The organism is Saccharococcus thermophilus (assembly GCF_011761475.1).
GTDB lineage: Bacteria > Bacillota > Bacilli > Bacillales > Anoxybacillaceae > Saccharococcus > Saccharococcus thermophilus.
The window spans coordinates 42,453-62,017 of record NZ_JAASRS010000003.1 but is presented as its reverse complement, the minus strand read 5'-3'; the positions used below and the strand labels follow the sequence as shown (position 1 = coordinate 62,017).

At 39.8% G+C, this 19,565-nt stretch carries 20 protein-coding genes and 2 pseudogenes; 12 read left to right on the top strand and 10 right to left on the bottom strand.

Annotated features, from left to right (window positions below):
* Nucleotides 1–289: transposase (locus tag BDD39_RS16200; protein WP_166912556.1), on the top strand; the 289-nt coding region annotated here is incomplete at its 5' end.
* A gap of 192 nt (nt 290–481) precedes the next feature.
* Nucleotides 482–1,648: an iron-containing alcohol dehydrogenase gene (locus BDD39_RS16195; protein WP_166910144.1), complete on the top strand. Its 1,167-nt coding sequence runs from the start codon at nt 482–484 to the stop codon at nt 1,646–1,648.
* 177 nt (nt 1,649–1,825) lie between these two features.
* Here BDD39_RS16195 and BDD39_RS16190 read toward each other — a convergent pair whose 3' ends face one another.
* Together BDD39_RS16190 and BDD39_RS16185 are read right to left on the bottom strand one after the other, a co-directional pair.
* Nucleotides 1,826–3,007 (bottom strand): IS701 family transposase, encoded by a 1,182-nt coding sequence (locus BDD39_RS16190; protein WP_166907872.1) that lies wholly within the window; start codon nt 3,005–3,007, stop codon nt 1,826–1,828.
* A gap of 220 nt (nt 3,008–3,227) precedes the next feature.
* Nucleotides 3,228–4,511 carry a cell wall-binding repeat-containing protein gene (locus tag BDD39_RS16185; RefSeq protein ID WP_166912554.1) on the bottom strand — a complete coding sequence of 428 codons (1,284 nt, stop codon included), beginning with the start codon at nt 4,509–4,511 and terminating at the stop codon, nt 3,228–3,230.
* A gap of 203 nt (nt 4,512–4,714) precedes the next feature.
* Here BDD39_RS16185 and BDD39_RS16180 point away from each other — a divergent pair.
* Together BDD39_RS16180 and BDD39_RS16175 are read left to right on the top strand one after the other, a co-directional pair.
* Nucleotides 4,715–4,900 (top strand): annotated as a pseudogene (locus tag BDD39_RS16180) (SAM-dependent methyltransferase); the annotation flags it as partial.
* A 90-nt stretch (nt 4,901–4,990) separates the two neighbouring features.
* Nucleotides 4,991–5,239, top strand: a pseudogene (locus BDD39_RS16175) (DDE-type integrase/transposase/recombinase); the annotation flags it as partial.
* Between the two features lie 201 nt (nt 5,240–5,440).
* Here BDD39_RS16175 and BDD39_RS16170 read toward each other — a convergent pair.
* Complete coding sequence (locus BDD39_RS16170) at nt 5,441–5,986, bottom strand: DUF3967 domain-containing protein (protein ID WP_166912552.1); 546 nt, start codon at nt 5,984–5,986, stop codon at nt 5,441–5,443.
* 264 nt (nt 5,987–6,250) lie between these two features.
* On the opposite strand from BDD39_RS16170, the gene BDD39_RS16165 reads away from it, so the two are divergent.
* Together BDD39_RS16165 and BDD39_RS16160 are read left to right on the top strand one after the other, a co-directional pair.
* On the top strand, nt 6,251–7,105 hold the full coding sequence (locus BDD39_RS16165; RefSeq protein ID WP_061579443.1) for a tyrosine-type recombinase/integrase: 855 nt from the start codon (nt 6,251–6,253) through the stop codon (nt 7,103–7,105).
* A 12-nt stretch (nt 7,106–7,117) separates the two neighbouring features.
* Nucleotides 7,118–7,387 carry a hypothetical protein gene (locus BDD39_RS16160; protein WP_061579442.1) on the top strand — a complete coding sequence of 90 codons (270 nt, stop codon included), beginning with the start codon at nt 7,118–7,120 and terminating at the stop codon, nt 7,385–7,387.
* A gap of 249 nt (nt 7,388–7,636) precedes the next feature.
* Here the strand turns inward: BDD39_RS16160 and BDD39_RS16155 are convergent, their stop codons facing one another.
* Together BDD39_RS16155 and BDD39_RS16150 are read right to left on the bottom strand one after the other, a co-directional pair.
* Nucleotides 7,637–8,278, bottom strand: coding sequence for a type II toxin-antitoxin system PemK/MazF family toxin (locus BDD39_RS16155; RefSeq protein ID WP_061579630.1), 642 nt, complete (start codon nt 8,276–8,278; stop codon nt 7,637–7,639).
* Between the two features lie 270 nt (nt 8,279–8,548).
* Complete coding sequence (locus BDD39_RS16150; protein ID WP_166912550.1) at nt 8,549–8,794, bottom strand: helix-turn-helix domain-containing protein; 246 nt, start codon at nt 8,792–8,794, stop codon at nt 8,549–8,551.
* A 186-nt stretch (nt 8,795–8,980) separates the two neighbouring features.
* On the opposite strand from BDD39_RS16150, the gene BDD39_RS16145 reads away from it, so the two are divergent.
* The 4 genes from BDD39_RS16145 (at nt 8,981) to BDD39_RS16130 (ending at nt 12,043) form a co-directional block, all read left to right on the top strand.
* Nucleotides 8,981–9,490, top strand: a complete 510-nt coding sequence (locus BDD39_RS16145; RefSeq protein ID WP_166912548.1) for a GIY-YIG nuclease family protein — start codon at nt 8,981–8,983, stop codon at nt 9,488–9,490.
* Between the two features lie 47 nt (nt 9,491–9,537).
* Nucleotides 9,538–9,792, top strand: coding sequence for a hypothetical protein (locus BDD39_RS16140; RefSeq protein ID WP_166912546.1), 255 nt, complete (start codon nt 9,538–9,540; stop codon nt 9,790–9,792).
* Between the two features lie 621 nt (nt 9,793–10,413).
* Nucleotides 10,414–11,415, top strand: a complete 1,002-nt coding sequence (locus tag BDD39_RS16135; RefSeq protein WP_061579627.1) for a helix-turn-helix domain-containing protein — start codon at nt 10,414–10,416, stop codon at nt 11,413–11,415.
* A gap of 223 nt (nt 11,416–11,638) precedes the next feature.
* Entirely contained in the window at nt 11,639–12,043 is a 405-nt protein-coding gene (locus tag BDD39_RS16130) for a ribbon-helix-helix domain-containing protein (protein WP_166912544.1), read from the top strand.
* 48 nt (nt 12,044–12,091) lie between these two features.
* Here the strand turns inward: BDD39_RS16130 and BDD39_RS16125 are convergent, their stop codons facing one another.
* The 5 genes from BDD39_RS16125 to BDD39_RS16105 form a co-directional block, all read right to left on the bottom strand.
* On the bottom strand, nt 12,092–12,475 hold the full coding sequence (locus tag BDD39_RS16125; protein WP_341801512.1) for a hypothetical protein: 384 nt from the start codon (nt 12,473–12,475) through the stop codon (nt 12,092–12,094).
* Between the two features lie 15 nt (nt 12,476–12,490).
* Complete coding sequence (locus BDD39_RS16120; protein WP_166912540.1) at nt 12,491–13,642, bottom strand: ParM/StbA family protein; 1,152 nt, start codon at nt 13,640–13,642, stop codon at nt 12,491–12,493.
* Nucleotides 13,643–14,134: 492 nt separating this feature from the next.
* The gene (locus tag BDD39_RS16115) at nt 14,135–14,740 is read right to left on the bottom strand and encodes a hypothetical protein (RefSeq protein WP_243846114.1); all 606 of its coding nucleotides are present in this window, start codon (nt 14,738–14,740) and stop codon (nt 14,135–14,137) included.
* 17 nt (nt 14,741–14,757) lie between these two features.
* Complete coding sequence (locus BDD39_RS16110) at nt 14,758–15,012, bottom strand: hypothetical protein (protein WP_042385881.1); 255 nt, start codon at nt 15,010–15,012, stop codon at nt 14,758–14,760.
* On the bottom strand, nt 14,987–15,238 hold the full coding sequence (locus BDD39_RS16105) for a hypothetical protein (protein ID WP_166912538.1): 252 nt from the start codon (nt 15,236–15,238) through the stop codon (nt 14,987–14,989). The genes BDD39_RS16110 and BDD39_RS16105 overlap by 26 nt, the downstream gene beginning before the upstream one ends.
* A 221-nt stretch (nt 15,239–15,459) precedes the next feature.
* Here BDD39_RS16105 and mobQ point away from each other — a divergent pair, with 221 nt between their 5' ends.
* The gene (gene mobQ, locus BDD39_RS16100) at nt 15,460–17,397 is read left to right on the top strand and encodes a MobQ family relaxase (RefSeq protein WP_341801510.1); all 1,938 of its coding nucleotides are present in this window, start codon (nt 15,460–15,462) and stop codon (nt 17,395–17,397) included.
* A gap of 18 nt (nt 17,398–17,415) precedes the next feature.
* Nucleotides 17,416–19,551: a VirD4-like conjugal transfer protein, CD1115 family gene (locus tag BDD39_RS16095; protein ID WP_166912535.1), complete on the top strand. Its 2,136-nt coding sequence runs from the start codon at nt 17,416–17,418 to the stop codon at nt 19,549–19,551.
* The last annotated feature ends 14 nt before the right edge of the window (nt 19,552–19,565 follow it).

Sequence of the window (19,565 nt, the reverse complement as noted above, 5' to 3'; positions counted from 1 at the left end):
CTTGCGCTACTATGCCCAGCGTTGGTCGATCGAATGTTTTTTCCGTCAAGCGAAAGACCAGCTGAAACTCGATGGATACCGCGTTCGCGGACGTCGGGCGGTGAAACGCTACTGGATCTTGGTGCAGCTTGCTTACGTGTACAGCATGTTCGAGTCGAACAGCGATTTTTCTGATGGGCTCGATCTTCTGCGCAAGAGAAAAGGACATAGCCTCGTGGAGTTCATTTACCGTGCAGCGAAACAAAATATTCCCATTGATACCGTGAAAAAACAGCTCCACGTGGCATAAGGGGTACCCTGTTTGTCTCTTTTACATGGTAATTATTGTAATTAAAATTGCTCAACTACAGTCATTAAGTATATTTTTTTACACTATATTATATTTTTATCACTACATGATAATAAAGTGCGTACTTCTCAATAAGTTTTATACACATTATACTAGCATCTGTAAACAATCACGAGTACTGGAGGGAGCAGCATGAATCGTTTTACTATTCCTCGCGATATTTATTTTGGAGAGAATGCTCTCGATGTTTTAAAAACACTGGAAGGAACAAAAGCTGCCCTCGTCATTGGCGGCAGCTCCGTCAAGAAAAACGGAAATCTTGATAAAATTCAGCAACTTCTTTCAGAGGCCAATATAGAAACAAAAGTGATTGATGGAATTACGACAGAACCAACAACCCAAATGGTAAAAAAAGGAGTGCGCATTCTTAATGATTTTCAGCCAGATTGGGTGATCGGGATTGGCGGCGGGTCAGTAATGGATGCGGCAAAAGCGATGTGGTTGTTCTACGAACATCCAGAATTGACATTTGAAGAAGCGACACGTCCATTTAGCCTGCCACGCTTACGCACAAGGGCAAAGTTCGTGGGGATCCCAACGACAAGCGGAAGTGCATCAGAAATATCCAATTTATCGGTTATTACTGATGCAGAAACAGGGGTCAAATATCCACTGGCTGATTTTGAACTGACGCCAGACATGGCGATTATTGATCCGATTATGGTCCAATCCATGCCGAAGCACGTTACAGCCTACAGCGGGATGGACGCAATCACACATAGTATTGAAGCATACGTAGCAAAGCCTCGTACGATTTTCACAGATTCCTTGGCTATTGAAGCAGCTCAAGTACTGAAAGAAAATCTTCTTGCTTCTTACCACGGAGATGCTAAAGCCCGCGAACAAGTTCATTACGCTCAGGCGATGGCTGGAATGGCATTTGCTAACGCGGTGCTAGGAAATGTGCACAGTCTTTCACACAAAAGCGGCCCAATATTTAACATTCCGCATGGATGTGCCAATGCGATTTATTTACCATATGTAATCCAATTTAATCGCACGGTAGTCGAGGAACGTTATGCAGCAATTGCCAAACGGCTCGGTCTGAATGGGGAAAACAACAAAGAATTGGTGGATTCACTCATTGCTTGGATTCGTGACTTGAATAATAAGATGAATATTCCAAATACACTTCAAGAATACGGAGTGTCCGAAGAAACGTTCACCGCACACGTGGATGAAATGGCGGCCAATGCCGTAAAAGATCCTTGTACAAGCACAAATCCGCGTGAAACTTCTGTAGAAGAAATGAAAAAATTATATATCGCAGCGTTTTATGGTCTAGATGTCGACTTCTAAACAAATAAAAAAAAGCAAAGCCTGTCACTAACATTCTTACCAGCGATAAAAAGATCGGATTCCATTGAATCTGATCTTTTTATCCCACCGTTTGCTTTTATATTTATATTACCATACTGTAGTTGAGCAATTTTAATTACAATAATTACCATGTAAAAGAGACAAACAGGGTACCCCTTATGCCACGTGGAGCTGTTTTTTCACGGTATCAATGGGAATATTTTGTTTCGCTGCACGGTAAATGAACTCCACGAGGCTATGTCCTTTTCTCTTGCGCAGAAGATCGAGCCCATCAGAAAAATCGCTGTTCGACTCGAACATGCTGTACACGTAAGCAAGCTGCACCAAGATCCAGTAGCGTTTCACCGCCCGACGTCCGCGAACGCGGTATCCATCGAGTTTCAGCTGGTCTTTCGCTTGACGGAAAAAACATTCGATCGACCAACGCTGGGCATAGTAGCGCAAGATCTCTTCATCGCTTAGATCCCGGTCGGTGCTCAAGACGCAGTGAAGATGTTCCGATGTCATCGGCTGATCGGCTTTCCAAGCGAGCAGCACCACGGCATCATCGAGACCTTTGAGAGAGCCTTCGTAGCGATAAACCCGATAACGCTCTTCTCCCACCGTGACGAGGTGAGTGTCTTTCGGTTCGATGTAGCGGGCAAACTCCCTCACCTGAACCGCAATGCCTTTTGGATAAAGAAGCCGATTGGCCTTGAGCATTGCGATTACGTGGAATCCCTTTTTCAGACAAGCTTCCACGAGCGTTTGCGATGGATACCAAGAGTCCATCAGCACATAAACAGGACGGTGTACATCCAAAGAAGAAAGCATCTCGATCGCGAGTTCCCCCTTGCTTTTCCCAGCCGCCTTGTCGTAGAGGCGGAACGCAAAGGGAAAAGCCTGGGTCATCGTATGAACCATGAGCCAAACGAGAGAATGTCCCCAGATCGACTTTTTCTCTGTGTGAGAATAGTGCCAATCACACCCTTGAATGGCGTGCGTTGCCTGTGACGAAGGCTTGGTTTTTTGGCAAATCGTATCATCGATCGAAACAAAAAGGGGTTGACTCTCCTGTTTGGCGATGCGTTCGACACGACGAAGCATCCACTGTTGAAGTTTGCGAAGCAGCGTCTCTTCATCCCAAGGGCTTTTCGTGAAAAAATGGCTGAGTGTCGTGCGGTGGTTCGGATGAAAGCTCCAATGATGAAGATCGGTCAATGTTCCCGCAAATCCTTTGGTGGTCAGCGCATCCACGATATGAACGAGATGCTTCATGACAGGTTTTGAAAAATAAAGGGCCAACCCCAACATCGTGAAAAACTTGTGGATTCCTTGATGATGTGCTAATCTATTCATGAGACATGAACCTCCTTGTGAATAGTTTTGGTGACACATCTATTCTAATCAAGGAATCGGGTTCATGTCTCTTTTTTTGTTTGGTTGTAAATTTATGTTAGCGAATTTGCTCATCTACAGTTAGTTAATATGGGACGGGAGAAAAAGCTTTAGTTTGAACTAACAAAAAACCGTACAGATGCGTTTCTGTACGGTTAATGAAAAATTCTCCAATTTTTTCTTAATGACTGCCATGCTCTTCTCCACTCTCTGGAACAATTTCAAGCTTTTCATCAATAACCCCTTGCGTTTGATACGAAATCAGTTTTTCTGTTCCGGATAAATAAGCATGATTATACGGTCCTACAGTTGGATCGTTTTCAAACGTTGGTTTTAAGGTAGCCATAAACTCATAAACTTCTGGGGTAAGTTCGCCATTCTCAAGCCAAATAAGTGGCGCATGTTTTCCTAAATGCGAAAAAGGCGCTGCTGCTAATGCCATTTCAGGAGATTTGGTCGAAACAAATGATAAACCGTGTCCCGGATTGTTTAATCCCCAACCAAATCCTGTTTTCTTATCTTTAAAAGTCGCAAATGCAACAGACTGTTGAGTTGGAGTATCTCCTGAAATTCGTGTAACCTTTCCAAATTCTTTTAACTTCTCTTCGACTTCCTTTGATATTATGGACTGAGGACCTAAAATGTAGATATTCGCTTTTCCTTTTCTTTTTTTCAATGCTTCTTCTGTTTGTTTCGGAATTTTATTTTGACTAACGTATAAAATCGGTTCTTCCATATGAGCAATCCAATTGGCCGCAGGAATCGTATAAAGTTTTGCTTTTTCCTCAAAAGAACCAATGATGACACTCTCTGGTAGTTTACCTGCTACTTCAGCATACAATTGATCAATTTTTTGTGCTAATGCTGCATAATCGGTTTCATTAATTTGTTGAACTTTATAACGTTTTAGTTTATCCAACTCTTGTTTCGGCAAGTTACCGATAACAAAAATTTGTGTACCGTCTTTAATCCCAAGTGGATTTAAACGTTGAATTTCATTCAACACTTGATTTGGAATTGTATTGTTTTTTGTAAATAAAATAGGTCCGTTATTTGGATGATGAATAAGATCAGCTGCAGCCAATGTTGCTTGCCAATTTTCAAGGGGAGCTAGGATAATCCCATTTGGTTGATTTTCTTTATGAGTAGCCGGCCATACCGTTTGTGATACTAATACCGAAAGTTCAACTGGATCATCAGTATTTAATCGAGTAATGTTTTTTGTTGACAATGTAAGAAGATTTTTACTCGCTTCTTCATTATATACACTCGGTTCTTGAACAACTATAGCTGTGTTTTCCTTGTCATTGCTTGCTCCATTCGATTGACTACTTCTATGCTGACTATGCTCCATTGATTGCTCTGCTTTTTTTGAGTCATTTCCATTTTGTGCGCTACAACCTGCCGCAATAATAGTAGACGCAAAAAGTGCAATTAACATTTTGAGAATTTTTTTTGTGTTCATCTATCCATATTACCCTCCTTGATTTCTATTATGTTCAGTGATTAAACTGTTAAAAAATACTTGTTTAAAGACTCTTAAGCTTTTTTCAACATACCGTATATTTCTACTTTTTTTATATTATCTTGAATTTGTGCAGAATTTATGGATTTTATTTAATTGACTTAATCAATGCTCAAATGCCATGTAAAAAGGAGAAAAAGAAAATGAATAACAAATGGAATCGGATTATTTATAAATGTTGGGCTCCTTTTTATGATTTATTTTTTAATAGAGGTGTGTTTTATTCAGCGCGAAAACAGATATTTCATGAATTTCCTTTTGGAGATGGCGAGAATGTTCTATTTGTTGGAGTAGGAACGGGTGCTGATTTGGCCTTTTGTCCATTAGAAAGATGATGTATAAAATTTTGTGTGAAGCATTTTACTTAGAGCTGATTATGCGAGAAGAAATAAAAAATTTCCTCTAAATAGAAAAGGTCGGAAGGAAAACATTTCGCGTACTATCAGGTCAATGAATTGTGGCAGGGGGATTTGTCTCACGGTCCGTATATTCGTGTGAACGGAAAAGCGCAAAAAACGTTTTTGATTGCCTATATCGATGACTGCTCGCGGGTCGTGCCGTACGCTCAGTTTTTCTCTTCCGAGAAATTTGACGGGTTGCGGATCGTGACCAAAGAAGCGCTGCTTCGATACGGAAAGCCGAAGCGAATTTACTCGGATAACGGCAAACATTGGATACTACGATAATCGGGCGATATTCGCCTTGCTCTGCTCCGATATTTTCTCCTAAATTTTAAGGGTGTCCTCAACTTTGGGGACACCCTCTTTAATTGTGTCGCTTATAGCGTTATATCACCGTTATGGTATTTGATGCGAGTCCGCAATTTGCGGATTCCAGACCCTAACTATTCATCAATTTGATGAACAGACTTATTTACCAAACAGACGGGCCCAAAACCCTTTCTTTTTCCCTTCTTCCTCTTTGGCCGCCGCGATCATTTTGCGTGTCTCCATGGACTCCTTTAGGGACTGCATAAGAAGTTCATCCCTTTTCTTTAGGTTTTCCTCTATGTATTTTTGTTGCTGATCCAGCCTCATCATGAGTTCTTTTAGCAACTCGTTCTGTTTGGCGACCATTTCTTTTAGCGCTTGTATATCATCGTTATAACGCTCCGATTCCGTTTTTTTCTCTATAACGCTGACCGCCATATTAGATTGCCGAACCCATGCCATTACTGCTTCCGCCGCTTGTTCGAGCGTCATATCGCTGCTTTGTTTTATCTCCATGAACCGCTTTAGAACTATAACGTCGTTTTGAAAGTATCCCCGCTGTCCCTTGTCGTTGACGTGGAACTTGTACCCCGCGTCTTGGAGGATGAGGGCATACTTTCTCAAGGTGGACTCCTTTATGCCGAGCAAGGCACATACGTCGCTGGGCCCCATCAATATTTGTCCTTCGTTTATATCATCTGTCATGACGCTTACCTCCCGTTATAACGCTGTTATGTTAATCATTCTATTGGTGGTGGTAGGTATCCTGCAACGGAAATATTTTCTTTCCTGATGAAGCTTATGATATCCGCAACTTTATTCGCCAAAGCCGCTAAAAAATAATTCAACATAATATAAACTATGTTGAATAGTGATGGTGATGATGATAATATTTAATTGTAAAATTCAACATAGTTTATAAATAAAGTGCGCAAAATAAATTCAACATAGTTTACAAAGGTGAGGGGAATGCTGGAACAATTCGAACAATATTTACGGGAAGAAGGGAAAAGCGAAAATACCATTAAAGGCTATTTGCAGTCGGTGTCAGGATTTTTGAAATGGTTTGATGAATCTAAAGGAGTGGAATTTAAACAGCTTCATCGCGAAAACGTCCAAGAGTACATTTCCTTCCTGCGAACCGTCAAAAATGCCAAGCCGAAGACGATCAATACGAAGTTAAATGCTTTGGTCAAATTCAATGAGTTTTTGATCGAAACGAAAGTGCAGCGGGATATGGTCCTAACAAAAAAGGACTACATGAAGGTGCAACAACAATACGCTTCGTTGGCCAAAGTGGAACTAAAAGATGTCGAGAAATTCCGGCAATTGGTACTGGATAGCGGCAATAAACGCAATTATGCGTTAGTTACGCTTTTGGCGTATGCCGGATTGCGGATTTCCGAGGCGCTCAACCTAAAAATGAGCGATTTCAACCTTGTTTCCAGAGAAATCACGGTAAGAAGCGGCAAAGGAGATAAGTATCGAGTGGTATTTATGAACGACAAGGTTAAATCCGCTCTCCAGTCATGGTTGAAGGAACGGAAAGAAAAAGGAATTGATAGTGAATACCTTTTTGTTAGCAATCGCAATAAACGTTTGGACCGTACAACCGTCAATAAACTGTTTAAAGAGTACTCGGAACGCATCGGCAAGGATATTACTCCGCACGATTTGCGGCACTTCTTTTGTTCTCATGCGATCCATAGCGGGATGAGTGTTCACGAGGTCGCGAATCAGGCGGGCCATTCCAACATTCACACGACGCTGTTATATACAAACCCGACGAAAGAAGAGCTTATTAGGAAAATGAATCAATTGTGAGGAGGAAAAAGAATGTCTGTGAACGATCAATTCAAAATCATTGTTGGGAATTTTGTGGGCGACGCTTTTTATATGCGCAGTATTGCCGGATTTATGTTAGAAGGCCGCTTCAAAGCTGCTGGACTACGTTCGATAGCACGACTTATTGACGAAAATGAGCCTTTCTCGTTCATCATTGACAAAAAAACGACAGTACATGTCCCGATTGAGTTAAATAAGCAGATCAAGCAAGAACTGTTCGCGATCGCGGACAAGTTGGAAGGGAAAACGAATAAAACGTAAAAAGCCGTCCACAAACGGGACGGCTTTTCCTTTTAGGCCGCTAAGGGCAATATTATTAAATTCAAGTCGGCGCAAAGGCCTTTAAAATTCAAGTCGGCGTTAGAGCCTTCATTTATTCTTATGTCCATATTGTAATAAAATATTACTGAAAAAGCAATACGTTTTAATCGTTTTAAGTAATTTTAAGTAACTTTGAGTAACTTTGAGTAGCTTTAAGTAGCTTTAAGTGCGTTTTAATTGTACTTATAATCAATCCTTCTGATCCTGCAAATTTGTTTTATCCTTCGTCTCTTCTTTTTTATTCTTTGTACATAACTTGATGATTGCTTCGTCAATTTTGTCCATTTGATCGTCAGTGAGTTTTAACTTAACGAATTCTTTTGTTTCTGGATGCCTATAATCGCTTAAACGTTGTTTGCTAACCTCTCTCATTTTACCAACTAAAGCGTAAGTTTTCGGCTTTTCGAATGGGAGGTCCTTAATTTCTCCTATCTCAACGCACATATTTTCTTCATCGAGTTTCCAGCTTTGTGTATCATCTTCATCCAGACTGGAGAGTGGAACTACGAGCGCGTGATATTTAAACTCTTTTACTACAACGCAAAAATGAGGATAATTGAATTCAGAACCGACATTTACACCAAAATCGATGTAATATACCCTAGCACGTCTTCTTCGTACCATTTCCTTGTCTTTTTTGCTTGGATCGTTTTTATACCGATGGATAATATGGTTTTTAATCGCCACTTCTAGAAACCAATCCACCATTTTCTCCGCATATTCCGGATCTTTATCGTGGAAATACATAAGTTCCTGCTTTAATGCTGCAAATACTGTATCAATTTTGTCGGATAGCCTTTCTTTGTCGGATTGTTTTTCTTTCTCTGACACTAAATTCAGCCCCCTAGACCTATTTTTTGATTTTAATTTACCATATAACGACATATTTCGTGGTTATTTGAAATAAAAAACCATCCTTTACATGAGGGATGATTTTTTACTGGTTTTTACTTCGCATCACAAGCTCATATCCCATCATTTCACATATCCTGACAAGTTCAGCCACTCGAAGAGAATTGTTATTGATAGCTGATCGGAAAGTTGTTTCTTTGATGTTCAAATTTCTGGCCACGGCAGCCATGCAAAAGAAAAAAACATCCCTCAACTGGAGGATGTTTTTTTCCTTTCTGCAGACGGTCTGATGTATTGGGGATCATATTCCATTAGCTCACTCAATTCAATTTTAAAGTAATCACAGATCTTCTCTAAAACCTCTAAATCAACGCGTGTGCTAGATTCATTGTACAACCGATAAAGAGTATTTTTATGCACTTCAATTTCTTCAGCAAGATCAGTAACCCTCATTTTATGTTTACCCAACAACTCCGCTAATTTTATTCTAATCATCTTATCACCTCTTTGTGTTAATCTTTAACACAATTATACAAAAAAATCCTATCTTTTTGTTAAAAAATAGTTGACAAGTTTCGAGTTCACAAAGTAGTATAAAAGTAACAACATTGTGTTAATTTTCAACAAAATATGACAAATATTTACCTTGTATAGTTAACAAAATGATAGGGGGTGATTTTTTTGATCGATATTCGTGTCGATTTTGATCTAACAGTAAAACGTAATGAATTATCAAAAATCCCCAAAAAACCCGGTATATATGTGTTTTATACCGAATCGAACGTGCCGATCTATGTTGGTCAGACTGATAATTTAAACAGAAGAATCAAAGCGCATTTTAAGGGTTTCACTAATACATCCCGTTTTTGCGATTACTTCCATTCGTGTTCAATAAAAATCGTTGAAGATAAAGTACACAGAGCCATATATGAACTTTATTTAATTTTAACGTATGGAGACGTGGTAAACATAAGAGGAGCGGTTCGCCGTTCTGATTTACATAAGTCATCAGAGGTCACTAAAAGCGAATCGTATAAATGTCTTCACGTTTTAAAAAATGGGGAGCAATGCAGCAACCGCCCCACTCTTAATGGATACTGTTATCTGCATGGCGGAGAAGGGAAATCGCGTAGAGAGATTTTAGACGAAGCGATTAAAAGTATCGAAAATTTGATAAATCAATGTCCTTAAGAAGTGGGATATTCCCACTTCTTAATCTAAAACAAGGGGGAGATTTTATGGACACTATGGTTACAGCCGGCAAGATTGCAGAAATCGCTAAATCGCATCGAGTAAGTCTTGATTATGCCCTTAAATTTGGAGCAGCTTGTTACGATGCCGGCATGGTGGAAGTGCTTAAAGGTGTTGCTATTGAGGTTTTAGCGCGTGAAGGTAATAATATAGTGACTTCCAAGTACACCAAGGAGAGCCGCTTGGCCGTTGAGGAAAAGTACAAAGCATTGGAAAGTGTGTTAAATGAGCAAGAAAAATAGCTTCTCGAAGACTTTACTGACGAGTTGTATGCTCTTATGGCAGCTGAAGCAGAAGATCATTTCGTTGAGGGGTTCATCCATGGCTATCGTTATTTGAAATTGCTCTCCTTCACTAGTTATGCGGATTATACGGAGGAATGATGGTAAAATGGGTAAACTCATTCTTGTTTCATTCGCTCCAGAGATCAAACCGCTTGAAAATGAAGAAAACCGCAGTGTTGGGGACACTACGGCTTTCCAATAAAAAACAGGCACATGTATTATACCATTTGAAAAGGGGATAACGCAAAGTTGCGTTCCCCTTTTTCTCTCACATTAGTTCAAATTTCGACTCCTGCAATAAGGAATTTGCAAAAATCTGTCTGCAATCCTTTTTAGACAGTGCTATAATATGCATATAAAAGGACAAAGCGCCACGCTGGGTTGGCCGCCCTTGGTGCGTGACGCTGCAGGTATAAGGCACTACTATGCCCATTTATTCGGTTTTTGCATATTTTCATTATAGTGCAGATAGAGTCAAAAAAACAATAGCATTCTATCTGTTTTTTTAAACCGAATATTACCTTTAGTGCCTTATCCTGCCCGTTTCTATAGAGAGAAGAACAAGGGGAGGATTTTTTTATGTTTAATGACGGATTTAACAAAGAAATGACACATGTTGAAGTTATCTGGGGGACACCGATTCTCGACGAAGGGTTTACTCCTATTCCGAACCTAATCATCCGCTATGCATCGGAATTAATGACACCGAAAGAATTTCAGTTTATTTGCGTTTTGGCCACTTTTAAACACGATTCCCGTGATCCATATCCTTCGCAAGAAACACTCGGAAAATACTTGGGTGGGATCTCTGAACGTGCCGTCCGCAAAATTGTAGACGGATTAGAGAAAAAAGGACTTATCAAGATCGGCTATCGTTACGTGGATGGTAAACGACAAAATGCCGTTTACAACCTAAAGCCGCTGATTGATCGAGTATTGGAATTAGCAGGCGAATCACGCCTTCCAGATGCCAAGCCAACCGAGAAAATTTATTGGAAAACAGAACCGAAAAAGACGACTACCGGAACAAAAAGTTCCGTTACTACCGGAACAAAAGGTTCCGCTACTACCGGAACAAAAAGTTCCGCTAGGTCCGGTACTAAAAGTTCCGGGGAAAATAACCAATCAAAATTACAAATGAAAATTACAAATGAAAATTACCAATCAACCAGAGAAGAGATTGAGCAATGTGATTTGCCACTATCCATTAAGCAGGTATTGTTACGCAATTTAGATCGGTTGGTTGGTGATAATATATCGATTTTTGATATTTCTGTTGTCTACAACGCAAATAAAGAAAGTTTTAATGAATACGAGTTTGCTAGCATTTTGGATCATGTGTTAACAGAAACGACCGGTAAAATCCGTAGCATCAAACGCCGCTTAAAGAAAGGAATGGATACATACCAAAGACCTGCATCATCTTCAGATGCAAAAACATTAGGGAAAGCGGCAGTCCGAAAAGAGATGATACCTGACTGGCTCAACATGGACTATAGTCAGAACGAGACAGAAAGCATAGATGATTTCGAACAGAAGCGGAAAGAATTAGAGGAACGGTTAAAAAAATATCGGTCATAAGGATATCGCGAACAAAGTGAGTGGCCCATTTATAAACCCTTTGCAGGGGAAATGGGTTCTCACTTCGCTTGGTGATTTTATCTAACGACAATAACCAGCAGGGTGACTTGTTTTTATTTTTTGTCTGACGAAAAATATTGATCGATTTATAAAGGGGGATTATAATCAAAATAAATAATGTCAGACAAAAAATGTTTTTGCTTTAGGAAAGGGGGGATGTCTGATGAAGGAAGGCCGTTGCTATGAACAACATGATTTTCAGGTATTGATCTTATCCCAGTTTGCCCAATGCCGACCGTCTACAGAAAAGGAAAAATGGGAGCTACAAAAAGAATATTTGCGCCTGATTCGTGAGATTCCTCAAATGTGGGAAGAATTCGTGCGGAAAAATCAAAACATTTATGATCGCTTTGGATATTTAGATGTCGTGGTATATGATGATTTAACGTATGAACGGAAAAAGCTAAAACAGGGACGCCCTAAAGAGGAAAATACGCTATCGCATCGTGTAACCGTCCGGTTGGACGATGAGAGTTATCAGTTGTTGAAACAATATTGTCAGACAAAAAATATTACCGAATCAGCAGCGATTCGGGAGTTAATCCAAACTCTGAAATGGAAAATATAGTGAATATAAAACAGGCTGACCTAAAGGTCAAAACCTTGGTCAGCCTGTTTAGAAAAGATTGTTTATATCCATGTTTTTATAGAGATCATTATCATCATCTTGGTTTTCTTTATCTCGGTCTTTTTTCGGGTCTGGATTGTTTAAGGATTTCGCGGCTACTTTCTCTGCCTCTTCATTGTCTGCTTTCTCTGCTTCTTCATTTTGGTTTGAGACTGTTCTGTTCTCTTTGGATGTACCGGAAGAAAACTCTTGATATAGTATTCTTTGTATATCGTAATCCATGATGTCTTTGATTCCGAAACGGTTAATCATGTGTAAAACAATGTTAGTAAGAGAGACTTGAATATTTTGTTGCTTGTCCAGCCATTCATTAATCAAGTCACTTTGAGGGGTGTCAGCCACCCTCCAAGTGACGATTTTTCGTTTTGCCACGATCACTCACCTCGATCAAGCGTGTTGCTTAAATAGAATTTTTTCGTTAATGACATGCAACCCGTTTACGTTCATGTCCACGGCATATTTTTCTGGAATCCAAAGGACTTCACAGTGTACGGTATTTGCAAAGCCCAATAGCTCCTCATATAGCTCTTCTTTGAACTGGATGCTGCCTCCACCATACACGGCAATTACATCCACGTTTCCGGCGATGTCGCTGTATTTTTCTTGAATGTCTTCTAGAATACGTTGAGCCTGCGAATACCGTGCTTCTTGCATGAAGCGAACGGCTAAATCGTGAAGATGATGGGATGGATCTCTAAAAATGTCCATAAACTGCTGGCGGTTTAGGTTCAAAAAGCCGCCAACTTCCTCTTTCAGCAATTGAGTAGCTTCTTCCGTGGCATGACCCACTCCTCGTTTTTTCCCTGAACAAACATCTGTTACAGGATTCATTCCAACAGTATAGATATATTCCGTTGTTCCATCGCCAATATCCACATGGAGAATTCGTTTGTTAGCGAAATCTTTTGGCACAGCTTGTTTTTTATAGTGCTCGTTATAATTCTTCAGAATTTCATTTTCACTTTCCAATAAGGCATATAGAGCTGGAATGCCTTCTTGAGTGACTTTCACAGTCTGAAAATGGAGTGTGACGGTCACAGGAGTTTCTCCGACATATACAATCACCACATGATCGTTGCTAGTGAAACGTCCTTCAAGGTATCTGGCTTGATCGGCACTATATTCTGATGCAGGGATTGCTGTTGTCATTGAGACATCTACTGAAATTGATGGAGGAAGCTCTTGATTTTCTTGATATGCTAATTGAACTGATCGAGCAGCAAGCATCGATAGCGTCATTAGGACTGGAATATCGTGTTTGGATTTATTCCCTAATTTGATATTCATATTTTCTACTTTATCGGCCGTCATATTGGCGCGTTTTCCGATGAAGTATAGGCCACTTCGTTTAATAGCGTTACTTGTTACATGAACAATCAATTCATCCAACAAATTAGCAATGTTTTTTTCCACATTTGTTTCCATCACATTTGGCTTGGATAACAGACGTTTGACCACCGATGGTTGTTTTATGAGCGTATCGTTCACGATCATTTTTGTTTCCGAATTCCCAATATCATTAGCCACCACTAATTTCATTTAAACTCCCCCTAATAATTCATTTTACATTCAAATTAAATTTATAATTAATTCTTATCTACATTATAAAGCATTAATGTTATATAATCAATCAAAATGAATTTAAAAAATAAATATTTTTGAATGTATTTTAAATGCAAATTTAATTTATATAAGATTCACTATTATTTTTAATTCATATTTAATTTATTTTAAATTCATTATTCATTTATTAGGGGTATTATCATTCTATATTCATTCAAATTGAATGTTTTATTCATTCATCTATTTATAAAATAGGTAGGATTATCGGAATGAATGGAAAGCAATAGAAAGAGGATCAGAGAGGTGAACATACAAAAAGACCGATTGATTTCGGTCTTTTTCTGTGGTTTAAAAATCAACATTAAAATTTAACAGAAGCAAAAATAAAATTACCTAAAAAACGGCTTCTCAGATTGGTGTATAAAAGAAAAGGATCATCGGATTAACTCTAAATCCTTTTCTTTAGTTTTAGCTTTTTCCTGCGTTCGTTTTTCTTCTAACTCTTGTTTCAGTCTTGCTTCCAATTCGCTGAAGCTCTTCCTTGTATCGTTTAGGATTTTTTTCAATATACATGATGGCTCTTCTAAGTGTTTTTAACCGAGCGTTTTCGATTTTTTGATTCAGCCGTTGTTCCAGTTTCTCCATTCGCTGCAATTCGGCTTTGTATCGCCGAGGATTTTCCTGTAGTTTTGTTTTTAAAATCATTAACCTGTCTTTAGCTTCCACTAAACGAAAAACGGTTCGTTTTGGGTCTTTTTTTAACGAAGTTAGCGCTCTTGCGATTTCTCGTCTCTCTGCTTTTCGAATGCTCACTTCTAGTTTCGATTCTATGCGTTGTAGACGTTCCAATTCTTTTTTATTCTTTTTCGGGTTTTCCATCAGCTTCTGTTTAAGATCGTTCAGGTTTTCTTTTGCCTTCAGTAAAGTTTTAAGTGATTTTTCGTTTGATTTAGTTTCTTCCAATTCGCTTTTTTCAGGAGAGGGAGGATTTAACTTTCGTGACCGTTTAGCCTTTTCCAAAATCTCTTCAAGTATCTCATACAAACTTTGGTTGATGTGATCTCGGGAGTCCATATTTAACCGTGGCCTCCTTATTCTTTTTTCTTAAATTTATCCGGCTTTTTTTCGTTAATGTAGTTCGCGAAAATCTTAAACAATTCTTCTCGTTCTGGGATTGTCAAGTGTTCCAATTCAAAGTACTTTTCCGCTAGTGCGCCGGTTTGTATCAACCGATGCGCTCTTTTTTTACGTTCACGTTCTTTTGCCAATCTTAATATTTGTCGTTTTCTTTCTTCCAGTTGTTCAATTCGTTTTTGCAGATCACTGATCGGACGTTTCTTGTCCATTGGATTCCTCCGCGTTGTGTTCATCGTTGAAATATTTTTTTGCTTCTTCTTTGAATTCGTCAATCAACAATTTCGCCTGTTCAATATCTTCAATATCCCATGTTTCCATTAGATATTGACCGATTTCTTTTTGAGCTTGCTCGATGTATTTTCGCTGCTTCTCCTGCAATTTTTTGATCTGTTCCTCAATCTCTTGTGCTCTGGACAAAGGGTCTTTTCTTGCCATTTCATTCACCCTTTCTTCTTTGAATATTTCTTAAGAATATTTTACATGATGAGGAATTTTATGTCTATCAAAAATAAGAAAATTGTGGTATAATGAAGTCACGAATGAAATGAGTGCCCATTTATACCCCTTTCAGGGGTAAATGGGAACTCGCTTCGCTCGATAAAAAGTTTGTCTTCGACAAATGACCCGCAGGGGCTAAAAAAACTAAGAAAGGAGGAATGACGATGGCATACTTTCTATTCCGTACACAAATCATTAGTAAATCAAATCGTTCAGCCGTTGCTTGTGCTGCCTATCGAAGTGGAGAAGCATTGTATTCAGAACGGGATGGATTAACGAAAAAATACGGCCGTCGTGACGTTCCTCCAGAAACTTATATTCTTGCGCCAAAACATGCTCCGGATTGGGTCTACAATCGCGAACGTTTATGGAACGAAGTGGAGAAAGTTGAAAAACAACATAACGCTCAATTAGCTAGAGAAATCATCGTCGCTCTTCCAACACAATTAACCAATGAAGAGCAAACGCAATTACTTTTGGACTTTTGTAAAGAGAATTTTGCAGATGAAGGAATGGTAGCAGACATCGCCATTCACCGTGATAAAAAACATAATCCACACGCTCACATCATGTTAACGATGCGTCCGTTTAATGAAGATGGAACGTGGGGGAAGAAACGTAAAAAAGTGAATGGAAAATCCGTTCATTTAACAAACTGGAATGATAAAGAAACGCTTCTGAAATGGAGAAAAAATTTCGCCGATCGGATCAACGAAAAATTCAAAGAAAAAGGAATCAATGACCGAGTTTCTCATGAAAGTTATGAGAAACAAGGAATTGATAAAGTACCTCAAATTCGTCTTTCTCGTGAGGCGTATCAATATGAACAACGAATGAAAAGAGAAGCTGAAAAGCAAGGAAAACCGTATGAGCCGGTTACATATTACGGCAAATTGAATCAAGAAATTCAACGTATTAATCAAGAACTAAAAGCGTTAAAACAACAGGAAAAAGTTGTATCCATTTCTGAATATCAAGAAGAAAAATCATTAAACGAAACGATCGAATCCATTCGTAAAAATGCCTCTTTAAACGATGTAGAAAAAGCATCGTTACTTTTGGTTGCCAAGCGAGCAAAATCGTATGTTGATTTTGCTGTAGCAAGACGTGTGTATCATGATCTGGCCGAAGGCAATTGGAAGAAAAAAATCGAAAGCCAACAGCTGAAGCTGCGAGCGCTTAAGAATGTCATCAATAAGGCGTATCATGTGTATCAGCAAGAACCAAAACAAGTGATTCAGTACGGCTTCCATCCAGGAAAATTTAATGAGCAACTAAGAGAAAAAATCGCTCAACTTAAAGAGATGGAGAAATCCTTTGAAAACGAGTTAACCAAATACGAAGCTGTTCTGAAGAAAGCCGAATTAGCACTGGAAGTGCAAAAACGGCTAACAGAAGAAGAGTTCCGAGTCTTGTATCCTCATGCCGGAGCTGACTTCCGGATTGAAGAAAAATATCATGCCGTTCAATACTTTAAGGACACAGGGGGTGTGTTGCCAGAGAGTGAAATTCCTGCTTATGCGGCGAAGAAAGAGCAAGAGATTCATCGGATGCCGACCTTCGCGGAGCAAACCCGAAACATGTATCAAAGTCTCTTCGTTTTGAATCGCACGATTCAAAAGCAATCAAAAGAGCGCATGGAGGCGTTGAAGGTAAGAGACTTTGAGCAGGCCTTTGAAGCGAGCCGGAAGATCGAGCAATGCATGTTAAGAAAAGAAAAGATGAGCAAGGAGCTTGAGGAAAACAAAGCCGTCTTGCAAGCCATTTTGAGCGAGCATTACGGCAGAGATGTATCGATCACGAACACGGCAGCCTTGTTGCGGTTGCATGAGCTGGTGGAACGCGGCGAAAGCAGCAAAGACTTTGAAGCAGATTTACGCCGTATCCACGTTAGCGAACAACAAAAACTCGAACGTATGCCAAAACCTGAAACAGAAGCACAGATTATGGAGTATCAATACCGGCAACATGTGGCTGATGGCTTGTTAGAAGCGATAGAAGAAGCGCAACGAGCGAATGATCGCAAGAAATATGAGAAAGATCCAACGAAGAAACGGCAACGCAGAAGATATCGTGGTCAAGAATTTGAACGCTAAGGGGGAGAGGAAATCACGATGAACTTAAAAAAAGATGCCTGGAAGCCGATATTCGCTAGTGTTGTGCTGACCGTTATAGCTGCCTATGTTCTGATGGGATTGTTTTATATGATCGGGAACGGAGGCGACTTAAAAGAAATTTTATTAAGACCGAAAGAGTTAATCACGTTTGTTTATACGGAAGAGAACTTAAAAACGGTTTTCTCATTGGCTCCGTTTGTGATTTTAGCAGCGCTGCTATACACTTTTCGGTCATCCATTATTGTTCCGAAGTTAGAATATGCTAGCGACTTTGGCTTGCATGGAACTTCCCGGTGGGGAACGCCGGATGAAGTCATCGACGGCAAGATGTTCTCGAAAAACAACTCGTATACGACAGACCCTGTTGACGCTTTTCAGATGGAAAAAGGAATTATTGTAGGGAAAGTACCAAAAAAACGGGAGCTTCTCATCATTCCAAAAAACACGACGATTGATAACCGAAATGTTTTGGTAATCGGTTCGTCGGGATCGGGGAAAGGTCAATCCTTTGTTTTCCCGAACATGATAAACCATACGGAAGAAACGATTATTGTCACGGACCCAAAAGGAGAGATATACGAAGCTACCCATCAGATCAAGCGAGATCAGGGCTATAAAGTCTACCAAGTGGACTTTATCAATTTCACTAATTGCGATCGATACAATCCATTAGACTACGTCGAAGATGATGAGGATGCTAGGGCAATTGCTAATACGATCGCTTCTAACTCGGTTGACGAAGGAAAACGCGATTTCTGGAGTGAATCAGCTGTCGCCTTTCTGTCAGCATTCATCCTGTACGTGAAGGAAAAATACAAAGACAAGGCCAATATGCGCCATGTCGTTGAAATGGTGGCGAGAGCAGGAAAAGATGAAGAATATTTGGATGAAATCATTAAAAATATGTCCCCAGACCATCCAGCGTATCATATGTTCACCCTTGCAAACATGAGCAGTGGAAACACTAGAGCTGGCATTATGGCGACCTTGGCGCAACAAATCTCCATTTTCGCAATGCAAAAGATCGCAAAAATGACTGCTAAGAGCGATTTTAAATTTCATGACTTGCAGAAAGAAAAATCCGTTTTGTACATCAAGATTCGCATGGATGAAAACCCGTTTGTTCAATTGACCGCCACGTTCTTTGAACAGTTGATCGCTGTTCTGTACGACATTGCTGACAAGAATCACTCGAAGTTACTGATTCCCACTATCTTTCTGTTGGACGAATTCGCCAACATCGGCACGATCAACAAATATCCGCGAGTATTGGCAACCTGTCGCGGACTTGGTATGGCCATGATGACGATTATCCAGGACATCGGACAGCTAGAGGACAAAAAACGATATGGCCCGGAAATGGCTCGTTCGATCATCAATAACCACGATACTCAGTTGTTTCTGCGAACGAAAGACACGAAAACAGCGAAATACTTTAGCGAACTCGCCGGAGAGACTACGGTGAAGCACAAACAGAAAAGTGCTTCCTATGGACGTAAGGAAGGCAGCAAAAGCATTTCAGAGCAATATGTAAAGCGCTCATTGATTACGCCGGGCGAACTTATGAACATGGACAAAAACACTTGTTATTTATTCGTATCTGGGGCTTACCCGATGAAGCTAGAAAAAGCGTGGCAGTTCGATATTTACGGCGATTTATTGAGCAACTATGAAAAATACCGAAGCCGTTTAGGATATACTGCGCCGTTGTGGAATGGAGAATGGGTATGGGATGAAGAAGATTCGGCTGCCCAAGACATCCAAGAAGTCAAGCAAGAGTTAGAAGAGTCGGATGTGGTATTGCTTAACGAAATGATCGATGAGATCAATAAGATTGACGAAGACGAAGAGGACGAAGAGATTACCGAAGAGGAATTGAGGGTATTACTTGGCAACGTTGAGGATGAAAACGAAGATGAAGAAAACGAATCCGAAGAAGTGGGAGAAGCAGAAGAACTACAATCGATTTTAGATGAAATTGAGGAAGAATTAGACGCATTCGATGAAATGGAAGATGAGATCACCGAGGAGGACTTAATGGAGATCATTGAAGAATTCAGCGAATTCAGCGATGACAGCGAAGGAGAGCAAGAAGAAAGCAATCAGAAAATCGCCGACGAGCTGCCAATTTGAAATCGATAGGGGGA